We start from the raw sequence: 19,896 nt of genomic DNA, 5'->3' as shown, positions 1-19,896 counted from the left end.
AAGGGCTGAGTTTTTAGCCTGCAAACCACAAGGGGGCGACATGGCTTCGACGTGGGTAGCAAAACCTTAAGCGCATGCCGAGGACAGTACACCTCGTAAAATCTACTGAAACTTAAGTATTCGCAAATGACGAAAACTACTCAATGGCTTTAGCTGCTTAAACACAGCACCATTCCTTTGACCATCTGTGCTTATGCGGGTGGAGTTCGGTTCGCTGAACGTTCAGAGGTCATTTACATAAGATCGCGTTGAAATCCGTCCGGTGTGGATGCGCTAAAACTTTACGGAATCGCTGATGATTTTCTTGGCTCGACGGGTAGTCATTAGCTAAAATAAAGAGCGAGATAAGCATGTAGACCTTAAGGCGGAGTGCTTGCGGACGGGGGTTCAATTCCCCCCGCCTCCACCAAACACTGATTCAACAAGATTCAAAGCAGTACAGAAACCCGCAAGTCATAAGGCTTAGCGGGTTTTTTATTGTCCAACGAAATGCAATGAAATGCAGTAACAGTCGACAATTTATGCAGTAAGATTTACAGTAACCCTATTTTTGCAGTAACTAAAATTAAAAGTTACTGCATTTGAGGAAATCTACTGTATTACTTCAAGGGGTTACTGCATGGCTAAAGAAATTCTAAAGGACGTTACTATTCGCAACGCAAAAGCCACCGACAAAGACCAGCGTCTAAATGATGGTGAAGGGCTTTACATCATTATTAAATCCAATGGCGCTAAATGGTGGAGATTCGACTATACCTTTGCTGGCAAGCGTAAAACTTTATCAGTAGGGGTTTATCCTGCCACTGGATTAGGCGATGCCAGACGTAAGGCCGAAACAACACGCGCCAAGGTTTCAAATGGTATCGACCCCAGCAACACACGAAAAGAAACAAAAGTAGCTCAACAAGTAGCCAAAGAAAATGAAAGCCGCCTTGATGCAGGGCTAACCATCATCAATAGCTTTGAACATATCGCCTGTGAATGGGGAGAAAAGAAAGTTGAGAAATGTTGAGATTCAAAGCAGAAATATTAAACACTAAACAAAGGGCTAAACAAAAAAAGTTACTCCACGATTACCACACGACTAAATAGCGATGTAATAGCGAGGCTAAAGAATATCTGACGGCGATGTAACCCCCATATTACCCATAGGGTAACGGCACGATTACGGCACGACTAAACAACGATGTAACAACGAGATTAAAACCGATTAACGGTAAGGGTAATTAATCAATGACGGGGTGGTTACGGGTAGGGTAATCAGCCGATGTTACATTATCACACTGTCAATTATCGGCAGAGTGTCGAGAAGTGCCGAAGAAACCAAGGTTTATACAAGGGTACGCTCCTTGGTAAGTGGTATCCAAAGCTGTGTCCACGGATAAGGCGTGAAGTGCTAAGGATTGGCGACAAGGTTGTTAGTAAAAGTTAGTATTAAAATGTACTTCGCACACGCGTGGGTAAATAATTAATGTTATTAACTGATGTTACGCAGTCCGTAATTTTTGCAGCTCTGCATAAGCCATTTGGTTCGCCTTGATGAATAGCTTAGTTCGTAATGCAAAATGATTGGCCTTGTGTTTTATCTTCAGACATTCCAGCTTGAATACCGCGTAAATGGACATAAAAATATGATTGTTCTGTGTGGTGATGGTACGGGTTGGTGGCGGGGTTCCGAAAATAAGGTACCTTTTGTTGCTGCGTTATCACTTGATGACGATGGCCATCCTTTACGCATCAAATTAACACCGGTCTCTGGCTTCACTAAAAAAGCCATTGCTGACTGGGCCAAAACCAATCTTGCACCTGGTTGCTCCGTGCTTTCTGATCGCTTAAGCTGTTTTGCTGCGGTATCCGAAGCTGGGTGCCAACATCGGGGTATTATAGTCGGCGGTCGAAAACCCAAAGATATGCCGGAATTTCTTTGGATTAATACGATATTAGGTAATCTAAAAACTAGCTTGGGTGGTGCTTATCATGCCTTTGGTTTCGCAAAATACACCTCGCGCTATTTGGCAGCATTTGCCTATCGCTTCAATCGCCGCTTCCAACTCGATAAGCTTCAATCGCGTCTTCTTGTCGCAGCTATTGCCATTGGGCCTCGTTCAGAGGTATGGCTTCGGTCAGCTGAAGCATCTTGCTAATCAGGAAACCCTTTAATAATAAGAGATACAGGGCGATATTCGGTTGTCCCCGCCCATATAGCTTGTTGATTTATAAGATTAATTTATATTTATAAATTAATGATTGGCGGTAAAGTGGCGGTTCAATTTTTTCAGAGCCACCACTTTCTGTTCAAATATTGCAAACATTCGATTGCATTTCAAAAATAAAAAAATCACTAAAACCCCACTAATTAAGATTCCTTCAGGAATCATAGGCGTACTAAATTTGTGCGCTCGATATTTCAATACACAAAAAAAATGTAAAAACATCGCGGGTGAGGAGGAGTGATTTTCAGCCGGGAAAGAGATGTCGTTAATTTAATGTTAGGAGACACCAATGCAAGACCATAACAACTCCGTAATAGATAGCCTGCGCCTATCAGAACGTCAAACTGATGAACTAATAGGAATATGCAAAGGTATCCTGTTTGATGGTATCGTTAGTTATGACGAAGCTAAAAGCCTCTATACCTGGTTTAAAGCTAATCAAAAAGCCATGCAAGTTTGGCCAGTAAAACAGCTTTTTTTAACAATTGGTCAGATGCTGAAAGATGATGCATTAAGCATTGACGATGAAGAGCGCTTATTAAAGGTTGGTCAAATTATTACTGCTTGACCTATTACCCATCCCAATTGATGAAAATCGAAGCCCACATTCGGCGACGATTACGGTCAAGGTTGGTTTATCAGCAAAAGCGTAAAAAGCCTCTTTATCACTCGCTGGTCAAGCAGGGTGTGCCACGAAAACAGGCCGCTAATGCCGTCTTTTCAAATAACAGCCGTTGGGCGCTCTCAGCCGAGCGAGCGGTGACGCGGGCTTATCCCAACAATTGGTTTATTAACCTGAAAAGATAGAAAGTACGATCCGACCAGAAAATGGCACATTGGTTTGAGGTTTCTCAATGGATACGCCTTACGTGAGGAGTCGTGTACGGATCCGTACGCACGGTTCTGTAGGCAGACGGAGGCTGCGGCCTCCTCTGACCCGATAAAATGCAGGCTTTAGGAAACGGCGCCAAGTTATTTGGAAGCTATGATTCGACTCCTTGTTGGGTCGAAACGAGGTGACGAGGACGAATCGGGGCAGCCGAAGGTATTGGCGGTTGCGTAATTTTTTGCTGATTTTTCGAGCAGGAAGCCTGGAAAAATCTTTCGCAAAAATAGCGACTCCCTTTTACAAATATATCTTCCAGAATGCTCAATTGCCATTGATATCTGCTTTTGACTGCTCTGTTTTCGCCCGATCTTAACCTGATCCAATCCCGGAGGGGAATTGGATCAGGTTATTATAATGATTTGACGTAAATCACAACCGTTAGAATTTTACTACGACTGAGCTTGGTGGAAAGATTAAATTGGTTGTATGCTCCGACGACTATTTTCCATGTTACATTTACAGGGAAACAGTGATCAAAAGTTATTTAGGAACATCAACTGGAGTGAGTTTCCATAGTTCATTATTATATTCAGAAATCGTTCTGTCAGTAGAGAATTTACCACTGTTGGCACAATTTATAATACTCATTTTTGTCCAGCGATCTTTATCCTGAAAAGCTGCTTCTACACGTTTTTGTGCATCGACAAAGCTACGGAAATCAGCAATAGTTACCCAAGGATCATGAGGGCTTTTCATTGAGTCAATAATGCCTTCAAAAATACCCGGTTCCGATTGGTTAAAATGCCCGGTTTCAAGCAGATTCATTACTCTTTTCAGATCGTTATCCTGATTAATGATTGCAACGGGATTGTAGTGACCACGTAAGTTTTCAACCTGGTCTTCAGTTAAGCCAAACAGGAAAAAATTATCATCACCGACTTCTTCACGAATCTCAATATTCGCTCCATCCAACGTACCAATGGTTAATGCGCCGTTCATCATGAATTTCATATTACCCGTGCCGGAAGCTTCTTTTCCCGCAGTTGATATTTGCTCAGAAAGATCGGCGCCAGGGCAAATTTTTTCCATTGCGGAGACTCGATAATTAGGCAGGAAAACAAGTTTTAATTTGTCACCTACCTCAGCATCGTTATTAACAATATGGGCAACATTGTTGATCAGTTTGATAATTTTTTTCGCCATGTAATAACCGGGAGCTGCTTTACCTCCAATCAATACACAACGATCGGTCCAGTTTGCGGTATCACCACGCTTGATACGATCATAAAGATGAATAACATGCAAAATATTTAATAGTTGGCGCTTGTATTCGTGAATCCGTTTAACTTGTACATCAAACAAAGCATTCACATTTAAGTCAACCCCCAACTCTTGCTTTTTAAAGTCAATCAGCTTTTGCTTGGCCATTTGCTGAACTTCATGCCAGCGTTTGCAAAACGCCTGATCGTTAATATAAAGCTCCAGTTTTTTTAATAACGATAAATCAGTTAGCCAGGCATCACCAATAGTTTCTGTTATTAATTCAGCCAGTTCCGGATTACATGAAGCCAACCAACGGCGTGGTGTGACGCCGTTAGTTTTATTATTAAATTTTTCTGGCCATAGCTCATAGAAATCATGAAACAAGCCTTGTTGTAGTAATTTGGAATGTAATTCGGCAACGCCATTTACTGAATAGCTACCCACTATGGCTAAATAAGCCATTCTAACGTGTTTATCACCACCTTCTTCAATTAGCGACATCCGCGCCACCCGATCTTTATCACCCGGCCAACGTGCCGATACTTCTACCAGAAAATGGGCGTTAATTTCAAAAATTATCTCCATTAAGCGTGGTAATAATTGTTTAAAAAGATTGACGGACCAGCGTTCCAATGCTTCTGGTAACAGTGTATGGTTGGTATAAGCCATAGTCTTACGGGTAATCGCCCAAGCTTCATTCCACGCCAAACCATGATTGTCAATCAACAGGCGCATCAGTTCTGCAACGGCTATACTTGGATGGGTATCGTTTAATTGAAAGCAGTTTTTTTCGGCAAACTTGGAAAAATCATTACGATGTCGACCGGACCAAAGTTCAAGAATATCTTGCAAACTGGCTGAAGCCAGTAAATATTGTTGGCGTAGACGTAGTGCTTTACCATTTTCATTAGCATCGTTTGGATACAGAACCATAGTAATATTTTCGGCGGTATTTTGCGCAGCGACTGATTCTGCATAATCACCGGCATTAAACTCTTGTAAATCAAATTCTTCGGTTGCTGTCGCTTTCCATAAGCGTAAGGTATTCACTGTACCATTTTGGTAGCCGGGAATTGGCGTATCAAAAGGCACGGCGATTATATCGTGAGTATCTACCCAACTTACCCGGATCGTGCCCTTGTCATCAATGTGGCGTTCGGTACGACCACCAAATTTAATACGCTGCTTGTACTCAAGACGTTCAATTTCCCAGACATTGCCATTACGTAGCCAATGATCAGGTTCTTCTACTTGTTCACCATTAACAATAGTTTGGGAGAACATGCCATATTCATAACGTAAGCCATAACCGGTTACCGGTAATTGTAAGGTTGCGCAGCTATCAATAAAACAAGCCGCTAAACGGCCCAAACCACCATTGCCTAAACCGGCATCGGGTTCTGCATCAATTAACTCTTCAATATCAAGACCCAAATCATACATGGCTTGTGACACATTATCTGTTATACCCAGATTTAACATGGCATTACTGAGTGTTCGGCCCATTAAAAATTCCATTGATAAATAATAGGCTTTCTTACAGTCCTCTTTTTTATAGATGTTATAAGTTTTTTTCCAGCGCTCTGTGAGTCGATCGCTAATTACCATGGATAAAGCTTCATAGACATAATGAACTGATCTACAGTCTTCATCTCTGCCGAGTCTATGGCCATAATAGCGCTTAAAATCGCTTATTATTTCATTTTTATCATTACCTAAATCGGGAAGTGTCGTAATTGAAAATACGGGTTGGCTTTTTTTGAATCGTCTATGAGGCATGGTTTTATCAGGGGATTAGTTAATATTTAATGACCTTAATTATTTTATACTATATGGTTAAAAACACCGCATGTAAGATTTAGTTTGAGAGTATTTTAAAGAAATAAAATTTTTTACCGGTGTACCTTAAGTTTCAACAGGGTGCAATAGCAATAATATTGATCAATACTATGGGCTGATTTATTCAATTCGATACGGATCCATATAAATGGATTCGACTTGGCGACCCAACATTAATACCGTCCCGTTATAACGCTCATTACCTGTCGACGAAAACTCAAACAGAAATGATCGCCGCAAGCGTATTTTTCCTGCTTTGTTTCTTTTTAGCCCAATGCCATTTAATGCTACATAACCGTCCAGCATTTGTACCTCCATAGACAGGCAATGGCCGCTAGCTATTTTAAGCGCAATTTCTTTGGCTTTCTGGGCATTAAACCAGTATCCGTATGCCAGACACATAAAACTTATTAAAATAATATCGCTTAACATGGTTTAGTATTTGATATGAACCGCTACAATCGGATATTCTACTGAATGCAAGCCTACTATTAAAGTAATCGTTGCTATTCAGGCAGTTTTTATAGTTGTAAGCATTATGTTGTTTGGCCTTGGCGTTTATTAATTCTGACTTGCCTAAATTAGGAAGGGAGTTTTGGACGGTAATTTACGCAAAGGCACTTTGATTAATTTTATAGATTTTATGGAAAAATACCGATGCATTCTGAACTTAGTATAATAGAAATTCAGCCGGAATCAGCGCACAAGTACTCTATCATCTGGCTACACGGATTAGGTGCTGATGGGCACGATTTTGAAGATATTGCCTCCCAATTACATTTAAGTGCGGCACCTAATATCCATTTTATTTTCCCCAATGCGCCTATTCAGCCAATTACCATTAATGGTGGAATGCATATGCGCGCCTGGTACGATATTTTGGAATCGTCACTGGAGAGAAAAGTTGATCTGGCGGGGATTTACCAATCAGAAAAACTACTGACACAATTGATTGATCAAGAAATGGCTAAAGGCATTCCTTCAGAGCATATTTTATTGGCTGGATTTTCTCAAGGCGGGGTGATTGCGTTGCATACCGGGCTAAATTTTCCACATAAGCTGGCTGGAGTTGTTACACTTTCGGCTTATTTACCCACCCTTGAAAAATTAAAAATCGAACTGCCAACAGTCAACAAGTCTATGCCGGTGTTTATGGCGCATGGCATACTGGATACAGTGGTGGCTATAGAATCAAGTAAAGCCGTATTCAATACACTGCATGCCTTGGAATATAATATTGAATGGCATGATTACGTGATGGCTCACTCAGTTTGCACTGAAGAAATAGAACATATTTCAATTTTTATTAACAGCATCTTCAGTTAGTTGTTAATTTAATAGAGCCATTCGCAAAGTAAACAGGGTTGGTAATTAAGCCAGCATAGTAAAGGTTAAGCGGTCCTTGGTTCGATAAAATTCACCAAGAACCGCTTAACCATCAATCTTTCTGAGCAGTTAAGCTCAAGCTCATTAGCTTGCTTTAAGTCTTTTAGACCTCGGCTTTTTGTTGATAAGCAGCCATCTGATTAAAATTAAGATATCGATAAGTATCTTCAGCTGTTTCGCTGATCTGTTCGGCGTAGTGCATATATTCTTCAAACGTAGGTATTTTACCCAAAATTGAACACACTGCTGCCAGTTCGGCAGATGACAGATAAACATTGGCACCATTCCCCAAACGATTAGGGAAATTTCGTGTTGAGGTAGACACCACGGTGGAATTTTCCGCTACTCGTGCCTGATTACCCATACATAATGAGCACCCCGGCATTTCCATTCTGGCGCCGGCTTTGCCAAAAGTGCTGTAATAACCTTCTTCGGTTAATTGGGTTTGATCCATTTTGGTAGGAGGAGCAATCCACAACCGCGTTGGTAATTCACCGTCATGTTTTTCAAGTAACTTTCCGGCAGCCCGAAAATGACCAACATTGGTCATACAAGAGCCCAAGAAAACCTCATCAATTTTGGTACCGGCGACATCGGAGAGGGTTTTTACATCATCCGGGTCATTGGGGCATGCCAGCAGCGGTTCCTTGATCTCACTCATATCAATTTCGATGATTTCAAAGTATTCGGCGTCCGCGTCAGGCTCCAGTAATACCGGATTAGCCAGCCATTCTTCCATACTTTTGATACGACGTTCAAGGGTGCGGACATCACCATAACCTTCAGTAATCATCCATTTTAATAGCGCAATATTGGAATTAAGATATTCGCGTATTGGTGCTTCATTTAAACGAATTGTACAGCCACCCGCTGAACGCTCTGCTGAGGCATCGGATAATTCAAACGCCTGTTCTACCTTTAAATCAGGCAAACCTTCGATTTCCAGAATTCGTCCCGAAAAGACATTTTCCTTACCTTTTTTATCAATGGTCAGTAAGCCGCGTTGTATGGCTGCATAAGGAATGGCATTAACCATATCACGTAGTGTAATACCTGGCTGCATCTCACCTTTAAAACGGACCAGTACCGATTCCGGCATGTCTAGTGGAATAACGCCTGTAGCCGCTGCGAAAGCGACTAAACCTGAACCTGCAGGAAAAGAAATACCTATCGGGAAGCGGGTATGCGAATCTCCGCCTGTACCGACGGTATCCGGCAATAACATGCGGTTTAACCATGAATGAATGATGCCGTCGCCAGGACGCAGCGACACGCCGCCACGATTCATTATAAAGTCGGGCAGAGTATGCTGCATAACGACATCAACCGGCTTGGGATAAGCCGCCGTATGACAGAACGATTGCAATACCAGGTCCGCTGAAAATCCCAAGCAGGCCAGATCTTTCAATTCGTCGCGGGTCATCGGGCCGGTTGTATCCTGCGAGCCTACAGTCGTCATGCGGGGTTCACAATAAGTATGGGGACGAACGCCCGCTACACCACAAGCTTTACCCACTATTTTCTGGGCCAAAGTGTAGCCCTTACCGCTGTCTTTTTTGTCAACCGGACGTAGAAATACGGTAGATGTTTCTAATCCTAAGGCTTTCCGGGCACGGTCAGTCAAACCACGTCCGATAATTAATGGAATACGTCCTCCGGCACGAACTTCATCAAGAATAACATCGGTTTTTAAGGCAAAGGTACAGATAACTTCATCGCTATCGTGACGTTTAATAACGCCTTCATAGACATAAATATCGATAACATCTCCCATGGCCATATTGGTAACATCACATTCAAACGGTAAGGCGCCTGAATCTTCCATGGTATTAAAAAAAATGGGAGCAATTTTATTACCGATACAAACACCACCGTCGCGTTTATTGGGAATAAAAGGAATATCATTACCGATATACCATAATACCGAATTGGTTGCTGATTTGCGCGATGATCCTGTGCCTACTACGTCGCCTACATAAGCTACTGGAAAGCCTTTCTCATGTAACTCTTCGATTTGAAGCTCCGCATTAGTAATGCCTTCTCTCGGCATTTTTAGCATGGCTTTGGCATGAAGAGGAATATCAGGTCTTGACCAGGCATCAGGGGCCGGCGATAAATCGTCAGTATTGGTTTCACCGGTTACTTTAAAAACCGTCACTGTCATTTTTTCGGGTACACGTGGTTTACTGGTAAACCATTGTGCATCTGCCCAGGATTGAATGACTTGCCTGGCAAAATTATTGCCTGCATCAGCTTTTTCCTGCACATCATGAAAGGCATCAAATATTAGTAAGGTGTGAGACAAGCCTTTAACGGCAATGGCTGCCAGTTCAGGGTTATCCAACAAGTCTATTAAAGGCGTAATATTATAACCACCGAGCATGGTGCCCAATAATTCTGTTGCATCGGCAGCTGTTAAAATAGGTGAGCTAACTTCACCTTTGGCAATCGCCGCCAGAAAACCCGCTTTAATGTAAGCGGCTTCATCAACACCTGCAGGAACGCGATTAGCCAACAGATTTAAAATAAATTCTTCTTCGCCTTCTGGTGGGTTTTTAATCAGATCAACCAAAGCAGCCATTTGTTCTGCATCAAGCGGCTTGGGTACAACGCCTTCAGCGCCTCGTTCTTCAACATGTTTGCGGTATTGTTCCAGCATAACGAACTCCTTATAAATTATTTAAAATGCCTAACTTTCAGACTGAACTGCAGACAAGGTATAAATAAAACGCGAGATATTTTTAAATTTCCTAATGCCGATTAGCTTCCCTGAAAGAAGTCGTCTGTTTTCTTAAATTAATGGTATTGAGCCTTGAACAGTATTACCAAACCAGTATCCACAATGATTGTAAGTGAAGTGTAATAGTCAGCAAACCAGATGCCATGATAGCAAATTATTTAAATAGAGATAAAAATGAATCCCGATACTTTAAATCATGCTGTTGCTATGGATGAATTTTTAATTCATAACGCTATTTTAAGATTTTTTATTGCGTACAATCTGTTGGAACAGGATCTGCTTTTTAATGACGATAATATTATGTTAATTCGATAACGGGTTCATAGTTATCCTGGCAAGTTTTATCTTGCCTTTAGGGCATGCTGTGCACGCCTTGGTTTTATGAAAATTATTTTTAGGAGTACGACATGAATAAATGTTTAGCGTGTGGCTATAAACGTGAGAACTTTGATATTAGGTGTCCTGAATGCGGAAGCTTTTATCCGACAATAGCAGAGCTTATTGCCGAAGAAGAAGCTAATGAAGAAAGGCACTCTTTTCGTGGCTATTGCAAACGGATACTGGCTGCAGATGATAAAAAGCAAGAGTTACTGAACGAACTTAAGCAGATAAAAGAAGGGCTGTCTAAAAAGGCACTATTCACTATTTTTTTGATGATTGCTTTTATTTTTGCCCTGACACTTTCTGTATTGTGAGAAAAAATGTTTTTTATTATTCACGAGATAAGAAATACGCTGTAAAGGCAAATTATCAATCTTTTAATTTAATAGCCTATAGACTTTCATATAAATACTTTCCATGTACTGTGCAACATAGCACTAATTTTTCGGGTTTGTAGTTTTGAAAAATGGAAAGTTAATTTCTGAAAGTCTATATAAGCGGATTATTCAGTGGTGTTGGCAATAATTTTATGGATTAGTTTAGTGCCAATACCAATAATAATTAAAATAAAGGGAATAGAAATACCTTCAATAAGTTCTGGATTGACTTCCCAGCCAAGAATATTGAATGCTTCGGCTATTTTACCAATCAGGCCGGCCAGATAGTAAGTAATAGCAACTATTGAGATACCTTCAACCATTTGTTGCATACGTAATTGCATTTTTGCACGCAAAGCCATTGACGTCAGTAAGCCCTGATTTTGTCGCTCAATAATAATATCGACCTTGGTTCGTAATAGTTGACTGGCGTTACTGACGCGTTCTGATAGCAAGGTAAAACGGTGCGAAACGGATTCGCAAGTGTTAATCGCCGGTTCCAGTCGTCGTTTGGTAAATTCACCCAAAGTCTGAATACCTTGAATTCTAACCTCACGTAAATCACTAATACGTTGTTCCACTAATTGATAATAGGCGCTGGCAGCGGCAAAGCGAAAATGATTGCCGGATATATAGTTTTCAACTTCAGCAGCCAGAGTAGTTAGCTCATCCAATAATTCAGCATCATTATTATCAGGCAGCGTCATTGCGTTGGTAATCGTATACAGTTGACGATCGGCCTTATTTAAGGCCGGATATAGTTTGCGAGCAATAGGAAAAGCCAGTAATGCCATCACTCGATAGACTTCAATTTCAAATAACCGTTGTAACAACCGTCCTGCCTGTTCGGCTCTTAAGTCATTATTAATAACTAAAAAACGGCTAAATCCATCAATATGTATCCTGAAATCAGTAAACACTGAGGCCGCCCCACCGGTTACTTTAGAGCCAACAACAGAGTTTCCGGCAAAGTAAACCGAGAGTGCGCCTAAATCGTTACTTTCCTCATAATTAATATCATCGGCACAGACAATGGTTGCATGTGCTGCAACAATAACTTGCCCGGTTAATGCCGCTAACCAATCCACCGGTACTTTTTTTAAGGCAGAATCCATAAAAGGATCTTTAGGGGTATCATGTACATAAAAACTGTAAGTACTAAACTCGCCGTGTTGTTCCCAGCGTATTTGAAAAGAATTAAAGCTGGCACTAAAATGATCCACTTCTTTTTCGGGCGGAGCCACACCAAATCTTTCACAGAGCATGATCAAGTGCTGACGTTCCTGTAATTTTTCATCACTGGACAGTAATAACGCAAGATGACTGGCTCTAACCGGTAAATTGAGCATAACTGGCGCTCTGGCGTGAACTTCATTGTGAAGAACAAAGCGTTGCGGATGATTTTCAGGGATCGGGAATAGAGTTGTCACAGGTGTTTTATAATCTCTTTTTTATCGGGATGAATTGTTTAGGTGATATTCAAGAATCAATATCCCCAAGTAGTACATGATTTTTGTTTATTGTTACGGCGATAAAATAGGTATCTCGCTAACTAAGCTATATTAATAAAGTAGAAAATAAATAAAAAGATTACCTTCTGAAAGTATTTCTTGTAAAAAATAACCTTAAATAACCGAAAACTTTTTGTGTCTTGTGTCTGCACGACAGTAGATAAAATCATTTTCATTACCTGCAAATTATGTTATCTAACATAACCAAAAATGACAACTTAGCTGTATTTATCAATCATCATCTAATGGTAACGCATATTTATAGCAATGATCCAAATAACCGGCTTCATGACTCGCCATTAACTGTACAACACTTTTCCATAACCAGGTTGGTGTGTTGTGTGACTTGCCTTGATTAAGCCTCAGTTCACTGCGCCAGCTTTTGCGGGTGCTATCATCCATTTGCCTGGCATGTGCACAACCAACAACATAGGCAAGATAATTTGCCATACAAATAGCTTCTTCTATACTCATTTGATCAAGATCGAGCTTAAGATCTTGTGGTAACAGCTCGCGAATAAATACGCCATGATCCAGGAAACGCTGGGCAATGATACGCTCACCCAGAGCTGGCGACATTTGACTCACTCCTTCAACGACACGCACTGCATTATGGCGAGGCATACTGACATGCTGATAACGCGGAGCTGCTGAATGTACGGCTTCTTTAATATCGATAAGGCAATAGTCATCCCTATCGACACTGACCAAAACTGCATAGCGCATCAAGCCTAATGAGCTGCAACCCTTTACCCAGTAAGCCGCATCCAATACCTCAATCTTGGCATCATTGTCGCGCGACTTTAATTTAGTGACCAGCGCTAATATTTGGGGGGTTTCAAATAATTGCTTGATGCCGTTTTTCTCGGCCTTGGATAGTGGCCAGAATTTTTTCCCTTGCAGAATTTCTGATTGTGTATTGACCGTTCGTTCTTTGGCAAGCTTTTTCCAGGTGCGTCTGACCGCGCCGCGCATAACTATTTTTACCAAATCAGGTTTTTTGATAAAGACTCGCTCCTCATCTGTGCCGAGGGCTTGTTCATAACCTTCCATCATGTGCTCAAGCATATGTGCTGTAACCACTCCTGGCAGGTTTGAGCCTTGAGCGGCTGTTGCCAATGATAGGGCAAGCCTTAAAAGATCATGTGCCGGATTACCAATAACCGTCTGATCAAAGTCGCGTATTTGTACATCGACCTTGCCATGAATATCAGCTAGCGGACCAATATTACCAAGATGGCAATCACCACAAATCCAAATAGCCGGTCCATGTGGTAAGGCGTGACCACGTTGACTGTGTAGCCATTCGTAATACTGGGCAGTATTACCGCGCATATAAGCATGAGGCGAACGAGCCATTTTTTTATTGCGTCTTGCAATCAATATGGCATGGCGCTCATCGGGAGAAGGTATTTTCATTGATTTAAGTCCGCTTAAAAAATATAACGAGGTTTGCTATTCTGCAACCAATACAGGCATCTGCCGGGATAACTGTTAAACATTAAAATTTAATAAATTCAATGGTCAGTGGATATCTATATGCCTCGCCTTTACTCGAACGAACTGCCGCAACCAAACAAAAAACCATATTTAAAACGACTATTAGCCAAGGTAAAAATAGTCCAATAAGTACCACTACCAGAATCCAGCTAATGCCATAATAAATAAGCGTTGTTAGCTGCCAGTTGAGTGCATTTCTTGCATTCTCCTTTATCCAACCATCATTTTTGACCAGATATACCAATAACGACGGCAGGAATCCAAAAAAAATACCACCAAGATGGGTCACGACGACAATAAGTCTGTCGGTTTCTGAATTACTATCATAATTTAGGTTATTCATCTTTTCTCCTTGGGATAATTAGTCAATTTCAGGAACAGGAATTTGTAGCTTGAGTTCGCCATAAATGGCTATAGTACCAGCATTTTAGGGACAAGAAGTTTCTTTGCAATATTGGTAGTGACCAAAAAACAGGCAGCCTGCATTTTATCAATATAATCTAAACCAAAGTAATTTTGTCATCTGAACCAATCCCGGTTTGACAGTGTTTCGCCCCAAGTGCATCATGCTCCAAAAATAGAGGCAAGCTTATTAGGTTTCCCGCGCTTGGTCATGGAATTATCATGGTAAGGGTCTGGCGGTAAAACCGCCGTGAATAATTGTAATTTTTATCCGTTAGTTGTGAGGTAACAGGTATGAAATTAAAACGCTTTATTTATGCGACAATCGATAATCGCTCAGAAATACCCAATTTGACTGAATACCCGGCGGGTGGAATAAATGCTGCGCCCCTTGAAGTTGTCTGTTACCGGGATATTGCCGCAGTTGTGAGCGCCATTGATATTGACCAGCTCGCTCCTCATTTGCCGCTGGGAGCATTAACTGAACAACAACAAGAAAATTACAAGGCATATCTGCTAAAGTATCAACAAGTCAATTCATTCCTCTTTGAAAAAATCGGTAGCGATGGAATGCTGCCACTAAAATTCGGCTTTACAGCCAGCAGTAATGAAGCAGTTGAAAAGGTTCTGGAGCAGGCCTATATTCATCTAAGAACCTGCCTTGACAGACTACAAGGGACGATGGAACTGGTAATTCAAGCCTCGTGGGAGCTGCCAAAGATACTACAGGATATCGTCAAGAATAATCCTGACTTGGCGAGTGCAGATGCAGTACAGACTGGCAAGCTGCTTTTTGAAGCAGCTGAGGTAAAAAAGCGCAAGCTGATTGCGGCTATCCATGGCAAGCTATCACCGCTGTCAAAAGACTACCTGGATGCACCACTCAAAACAGAGGCAATGATTTTTAATAGAAGTTATCTGGTTGAAAAAAAGCAGGAGCCATTATTTGACGATGCTGTCGATGCTATAGCGACTGAACTTGAAGACTATTTAAGCTTTCGTTATATAGGACCTTTGCCAGTTTATAGTTTTGTTAATATCGAGTTGAATCAAGGTAATTTTTCGATGGTAGACAAGTCACGAAAGCTATTGCAGTTACCTGAGAAGGCTTCTTGGGAGACTATAAAAGCTGCTTATCGACAGCTGCTTCTGGCTAATCATCCCGATAGAAATCCTGATGATCCAAAAGCAGCACAACGCACTAAAGACATAGTTGAAGCTTACGAAATTGTTAGCGCGTATTGTCATAGTCTGCCCGAATTTAGGGAGTCATTAACGCTTAATGAATACTCTTTTGCCAGGGAGGCGGTCGAGCAATCTTTTATCGTTGATAATAAGGGCGCGGTATTGGCTCGCGCCGGTAAGTCTGAGTCCGCTGTATGAATAAGGCTATCGGCATTGATCTTGGCACCACGAATAGTTGTATGGCGGTACTTGTTTGCGGAAAGCCCCTCATTATCCCGAATGCAGAGGGCGAGCGGACAACGCCGTCCGTGGTTGCTTTCACTAAAGACGGACAACGGCTGGCAGGCTTATCTGCCAAGCAACAACATGCCGATAATCCGCAGGGCACCATCACTTCAATAAAACGCTTTATGGGTCGTCAGTGGGATGAGGTTACCGAGGAAATGGCCATTGTTACCTATCCTGTCGGAAAAGCTGAGGGCGGTGATGTTATTATTACTGTTAACGATATAACGTACGCACCTCAAGAGATCAGTGCAATAATCCTTCAGAAATTGAAAACTGATGCCGAGACTTATTTGGGTGAGCGCGTGACTGACGCTGTCATTACTGTCCCGGCTTATTTTAATGATGCGCAGCGCAAAGCCACCAGGGATGCCGGAAGAATCGCCGGGCTTAATGTATTGCGCGTAATTAACGAGCCGACTGCCGCTTCGCTCGCTTACGGACTGGATAAAGCAGCTAACCAGATGATTCTTGTTTTTGACCTCGGTGGCGGTACCTTCGATGTTTCAATCCTGGAGCTTGATGCCGGTCTGTTCGAGGTGAAGGCTACCAGCGGTGATAACCATCTGGGTGGCAATAACTTTGATAAAGCTATCGTTGATTGGCTACTCGACAAATTTAAGCGTGAGCAAGCCTGTGATTTGGCCAAAGATCCGCTTGCCATGTTGCGCCTTTATGCTGCTGCAGAGAAAGCCAGGATTGAACTCTCAACGATGCTGGTGACGCACATTAATCTGCCGTCCATCTTAACTACAATTGCAGGCCCAAAGCACCTTAACTTCGAACTTACACGTACACAGTTGAACGAACTAAGTGCCACCTTGATTGCTCGTATCGTAAGACCGGTTATGCAGGCACTGGCTGATGCGAACATTAACGCCGAGGCGATTGATCACGTCGTACTTGTTGGTGGTATGACCCGTATGCCGGCTATTCAGGACAAAGTCAGGGCGTTGATCGGTAAGGAGCCGCACCAGGACATTAATCCCGATGAGGTTGTTGCTGTTGGTGCGGCAATTCAGGCTGGGGTTCTCCGTGGTGAAGTCACCAATGTTCTGTTGCTTGATGTCACTTCGCTTTCATTGGGGATAGAGACCAAGGGCGGTGTCTTTACGAAATTGATTGAGCGAAATACCAGTATTCCAACCCGTAAAACACAAACATTTACAACGGCTGAGGATAATCAGGACTCGGTAGAAATTCACGTTCTCCAAGGTGAGTCGGAGATGGCTGCTTTCAATAAATCGTTAGGCACGTTCGTACTTGTTGACCTGCCACCCGTGCGGCGTGGTTTACTTGAAATTGATGTTACCTTTGACATTGATGCCAATGGAATTATCACCGTAACGGCCGAAGATATCGTCTCCGGTAACGAGCAGCAGATAAGAATCGAAGGTAGCACCAGCCTTAGTGAGAATGAAATTAGCTGTATGATAAAACGTGCTGAAGATTATGCTGAAGCGACGCAGCGGCTGCGCGAACTTGCAGACGTGCGCAACCATGCCGAAGTTCTTGCCTCTGAAATCGAGCTTTCATTGAATGTCTATTACACTCGCATAACGGAGTCCGAGGAATTAATGATTAGAGAGCAAATCACGAAATTACGGAAAGTACTCGAAGGTATTGATATAGGTATAATTCGTACGGGTATTGCTGATTTGGTGGCGGCCGCTCAAGTCCTTAAATACAAAAAATAATTATGATCGTAACAAAAGCTGGTAAGTTAAGGCGTACTTAGGCTATTTCCTGCGAAGAATATACTCAATTCGCTGGTCTTTTTATTTATTTTCTGCGTTGTCAAAATAGTTACGTAGCCAGCTACGCGCCTATTTTTCCGCCTTGAAAATAAATAAAAATCCTGCACCACTTGGGTATATTCATTCTTGGATATCGCCTTATTAATTAACAATCCATCGCCATAGTTGCGATAAATATTCATTATATGCAACAGATCTTGACTATTAGCGGCCAAATCGTTTTACCTGATACCAGTGTTTTTATTGATTTACCCTTACCGCCGTTGTACACGCATACACCGATGACCATGCCGGTACACATTATCCATGGTAAAAAATTCGGGCCCCGATTATTTATTTGTGCGGCAATACACGGCGACGAGCTAAATGGCATCGAAATTATTCGTCGCTTGTTAAAAGACCTTGCCTTAAAACGCATAAACGGAACATTAATTGCGATCCCCATGGTCAATGTTTATGGCGTTATTCATCATTCACGTTATTTGCCGGACCGGCGAGATTTAAACCGTTCTTTCCCCGGCTCCAAATCCGGTGCGCTGGCTTCGCGAATAGCAGATCTGTTTATGACTGAAATTGTGGCAAACAGTACACATGGTATTGATTTACATACGGGGGCCATTCATCGCAGCAATTTGCCGCAAATACGTGCCAATCTGGATGATGAAACAACGTTGTCATTGGCCAAGGCGTTTAACGTTCCCGTCTTGCTTAATGCCAACCTGCGCGATGGCTCCTTAAGAGAGTCGGCAGCTGAGCTGGGGATTCCCATGCTGCTGTATGAAGCAGGCGAAGCGTTGCGTTTCGATGAAATATCAATTCGTGCCGGTGTACGGGGAATTCTAAACGTAATGCGTCATTTGGGCATGATTACCAGCAGAAAAACCCGTAAGATGGCTACGGCCAAAGAACCGTATATCGCTCGATCCAGTAGCTGGATAAGAGCACCCGGTAGTGGTATTTTCCGTACCTTAAAATCATTGGGTTGTCGAGTTGCCAAGAATGAGCTGTTGGGCATGATTAGCGATCCGGTTTCCAGTCTTGAAATCGAAGTTATTTCGCCATTCAGCGGTATTATTATAGGTCGTAGTGAAATACCCTTAGTGCACGAAGGTGAGGCTGTCTATCATATTGCAAAATTTGAAGATTCCCGGGAAGTTGCAGAGCAGGTGGAGAACTTTCATGATGATATTTTACCGGAAGATGATAATGACTATGACGAGTTAGCGATTGTTTAATGGGCGGTTGTTTTATAACCTGCCTTCAAAAACCGCTAAGGAACGAGCACGAAATAACTTGAGCAACTTATAAAATTGCTGCTTCAGGCATGGCGACATAATTCCATTGTCTCAGATGCTCATCAAATACAATTCGCATTGATTCTTTAAACCTCTCGGCGACTTTTCTGCCTGTTTCATAAACCTTGTTAAAAATACAGGCAAAGACTTTTAATTCCGCTTTTGTTGTTGTTTTTTCTATTAACACTTTCATAAATAGATGGCTGGTTAAAACCATGCCAGACATGGCGCGAGTAATATGAGGAAATACTCGATGCTCAATGGGATTCTATTTAGACGTATGCGACGGAAAATGCGCTATCCGTATTTCAATGCCTATTTCGTCCACTAAAGCCTGCAAATCTTGCTTGAAAATATAGTGTCTGAGGAGTTACTGCAGCAACCATCCATCAGTTAAAGGGCATAGGTATCTACACAAGTCCTACTTCTCCTTCTCCAACAAGAGAGGGAGCTTGGCGTTTCTGCATTTCATTGTTTTTATTATGATGAAAAGTTGTGTAGATAGCTATGGTTAAAGGAGGGGGGGAAGCTCGAACGATCAACACCGATAACAAAGAACCACTACTTCAACAGATGAATAGAAAAATGGCAAAGGAACACTCCAAAGTGATTTACTGTAAATGCAAAACGATTGTTGAACCGGTGTTTGGTAAAATTAAAAATAGTGGCTTTCGTGGTTTCAGTGTGAACGGTAAAAAAAGTCGCCGGTGAATTTTCGATGGTCTTTGCTGCACATACAACAAAAAATTGCCAAGGTGATTATTACGAGATTAGTCCGTCCAGTATTCAGTTATTAGGGTACAAGCCTAGTACTCAGTCAGCGTTGATATGTCGAATGATAGCCCCCATATAATGTCTTTACATTGCCATTAATAAACACCATTGAAAAAGAAATACATAGTACGACTAACGGAAGATGAACGCGCTTATTTG

14 protein-coding genes, 1 other RNA gene and 3 pseudogenes are annotated in these 19,896 nt (G+C 41.9%); 10 read left to right on the top strand and 8 right to left on the bottom strand.

Features of this window, described 5'->3' with window-relative positions:
* Nucleotides 1-31: 31 nt before the first annotated feature.
* Both ssrA and N7974_RS06485 read left to right on the top strand, forming a co-directional pair.
* Nucleotides 32-409: a transfer-messenger RNA gene (gene ssrA / locus N7974_RS06490) on the top strand.
* Nucleotides 410-619: 210 nt separating this feature from the next.
* Nucleotides 620-1,012, top strand: coding sequence for an Arm DNA-binding domain-containing protein (locus N7974_RS06485; protein WP_262964825.1), 393 nt, complete (start codon nucleotides 620-622; stop codon nucleotides 1,010-1,012).
* Nucleotides 1,013-1,487: 475 nt separating this feature from the next.
* Here N7974_RS06485 and N7974_RS20890 read toward each other — a convergent pair.
* Nucleotides 1,488-1,664, bottom strand: a pseudogene (locus N7974_RS20890) (IS701 family transposase); the annotation flags it as partial.
* A gap of 3 nt (nucleotides 1,665-1,667) precedes the next feature.
* Here N7974_RS20890 and N7974_RS06480 point away from each other — a divergent pair.
* The 3 genes and pseudogenes from N7974_RS06480 to N7974_RS06470 form a co-directional block, all read left to right on the top strand.
* A pseudogene (locus N7974_RS06480) lies at nucleotides 1,668-2,144 on the top strand (IS1595 family transposase); the annotation flags it as partial.
* A 358-nt stretch (nucleotides 2,145-2,502) separates the two neighbouring features.
* Complete coding sequence (locus N7974_RS06475; protein ID WP_262964824.1) at nucleotides 2,503-2,781, top strand: hypothetical protein; 279 nt, start codon at nucleotides 2,503-2,505, stop codon at nucleotides 2,779-2,781.
* Nucleotides 2,782-2,801: 20 nt separating this feature from the next.
* Nucleotides 2,802-3,020, top strand: coding sequence for a hypothetical protein (locus tag N7974_RS06470; RefSeq protein WP_262964823.1), 219 nt, complete (start codon nucleotides 2,802-2,804; stop codon nucleotides 3,018-3,020).
* 562 nt (nucleotides 3,021-3,582) lie between these two features.
* Here the strand turns inward: N7974_RS06470 and N7974_RS06465 are convergent.
* A complete protein-coding gene (locus tag N7974_RS06465) occupies nucleotides 3,583-6,084 on the bottom strand; it encodes a glycogen/starch/alpha-glucan phosphorylase (RefSeq protein ID WP_262964822.1) in 2,502 nt (833 codons plus the stop codon).
* Nucleotides 6,085-6,264: 180 nt separating this feature from the next.
* The gene (locus N7974_RS06460) at nucleotides 6,265-6,576 is read right to left on the bottom strand and encodes a DUF3301 domain-containing protein (protein WP_262964821.1); all 312 of its coding nucleotides are present in this window, start codon (nucleotides 6,574-6,576) and stop codon (nucleotides 6,265-6,267) included.
* A gap of 225 nt (nucleotides 6,577-6,801) precedes the next feature.
* On the opposite strand from N7974_RS06460, the gene N7974_RS06455 reads away from it, so the two are divergent.
* Nucleotides 6,802-7,470, top strand: coding sequence for an alpha/beta hydrolase (locus N7974_RS06455; RefSeq protein WP_262964820.1), 669 nt, complete (start codon nucleotides 6,802-6,804; stop codon nucleotides 7,468-7,470).
* A 163-nt stretch (nucleotides 7,471-7,633) separates the two neighbouring features.
* Here the strand turns inward: N7974_RS06455 and acnB are convergent, their stop codons facing one another.
* Nucleotides 7,634-10,189 (bottom strand): bifunctional aconitate hydratase 2/2-methylisocitrate dehydratase, encoded by a 2,556-nt coding sequence (gene acnB / locus N7974_RS06450; RefSeq protein ID WP_262964819.1) that lies wholly within the window; start codon nucleotides 10,187-10,189, stop codon nucleotides 7,634-7,636.
* Nucleotides 10,190-10,677: 488 nt separating this feature from the next.
* Here acnB and N7974_RS06445 point away from each other — a divergent pair, with 488 nt between their 5' ends.
* Nucleotides 10,678-10,965: a hypothetical protein gene (locus tag N7974_RS06445; protein WP_262964818.1), complete on the top strand. Its 288-nt coding sequence runs from the start codon at nucleotides 10,678-10,680 to the stop codon at nucleotides 10,963-10,965.
* Nucleotides 10,966-11,153: 188 nt separating this feature from the next.
* On the opposite strand, the gene N7974_RS06440 is transcribed toward N7974_RS06445, so the two are convergent.
* The 3 genes from N7974_RS06440 to N7974_RS06430 all read right to left on the bottom strand — a co-directional run bounded on the left by N7974_RS06440 (nucleotide 11,154) and on the right by N7974_RS06430 (nucleotide 14,382).
* On the bottom strand, nucleotides 11,154-12,458 hold the full coding sequence (locus N7974_RS06440; protein ID WP_262964817.1) for a DUF3422 family protein: 1,305 nt from the start codon (nucleotides 12,456-12,458) through the stop codon (nucleotides 11,154-11,156).
* Between the two features lie 312 nt (nucleotides 12,459-12,770).
* A complete protein-coding gene (locus tag N7974_RS06435) occupies nucleotides 12,771-13,958 on the bottom strand; it encodes a DUF2252 domain-containing protein (protein ID WP_262964816.1) in 1,188 nt (395 codons plus the stop codon).
* Between the two features lie 82 nt (nucleotides 13,959-14,040).
* Nucleotides 14,041-14,382: a DUF4870 domain-containing protein gene (locus tag N7974_RS06430; protein WP_262964815.1), complete on the bottom strand. Its 342-nt coding sequence runs from the start codon at nucleotides 14,380-14,382 to the stop codon at nucleotides 14,041-14,043.
* 353 nt (nucleotides 14,383-14,735) lie between these two features.
* On the opposite strand from N7974_RS06430, the gene N7974_RS06425 reads away from it, so the two are divergent.
* The 3 genes from N7974_RS06425 to N7974_RS06415 all read left to right on the top strand — a co-directional run bounded on the left by N7974_RS06425 (nucleotide 14,736) and on the right by N7974_RS06415 (nucleotide 18,903).
* On the top strand, nucleotides 14,736-15,824 hold the full coding sequence (locus tag N7974_RS06425; protein WP_262964814.1) for a GvpL/GvpF family gas vesicle protein: 1,089 nt from the start codon (nucleotides 14,736-14,738) through the stop codon (nucleotides 15,822-15,824).
* On the top strand, nucleotides 15,821-17,608 hold the full coding sequence (gene dnaK / locus N7974_RS06420) for a molecular chaperone DnaK (protein ID WP_262964813.1): 1,788 nt from the start codon (nucleotides 15,821-15,823) through the stop codon (nucleotides 17,606-17,608). The genes N7974_RS06425 and dnaK overlap by 4 nt, the downstream gene beginning before the upstream one ends.
* A 245-nt stretch (nucleotides 17,609-17,853) precedes the next feature.
* The gene (locus tag N7974_RS06415) at nucleotides 17,854-18,903 is read left to right on the top strand and encodes a succinylglutamate desuccinylase/aspartoacylase family protein (protein WP_262964812.1); all 1,050 of its coding nucleotides are present in this window, start codon (nucleotides 17,854-17,856) and stop codon (nucleotides 18,901-18,903) included.
* A 67-nt stretch (nucleotides 18,904-18,970) separates the two neighbouring features.
* Here the strand turns inward: N7974_RS06415 and N7974_RS06410 are convergent.
* Nucleotides 18,971-19,318 (bottom strand): annotated as a pseudogene (locus N7974_RS06410) (ISAzo13-like element transposase-related protein).
* Nucleotides 19,319-19,896 lie beyond the last annotated feature (578 nt).

It is taken from the genome of Methylobacter psychrophilus, assembly GCF_025583945.1.
In the GTDB taxonomy this organism is placed as follows: domain Bacteria; phylum Pseudomonadota; class Gammaproteobacteria; order Methylococcales; family Methylomonadaceae; genus Methylobacter_C; species Methylobacter_C psychrophilus.
The sequence above is the reverse complement of the archived record's forward strand: the minus strand, read 5'-3'. Positions and strand labels throughout refer to the sequence as shown.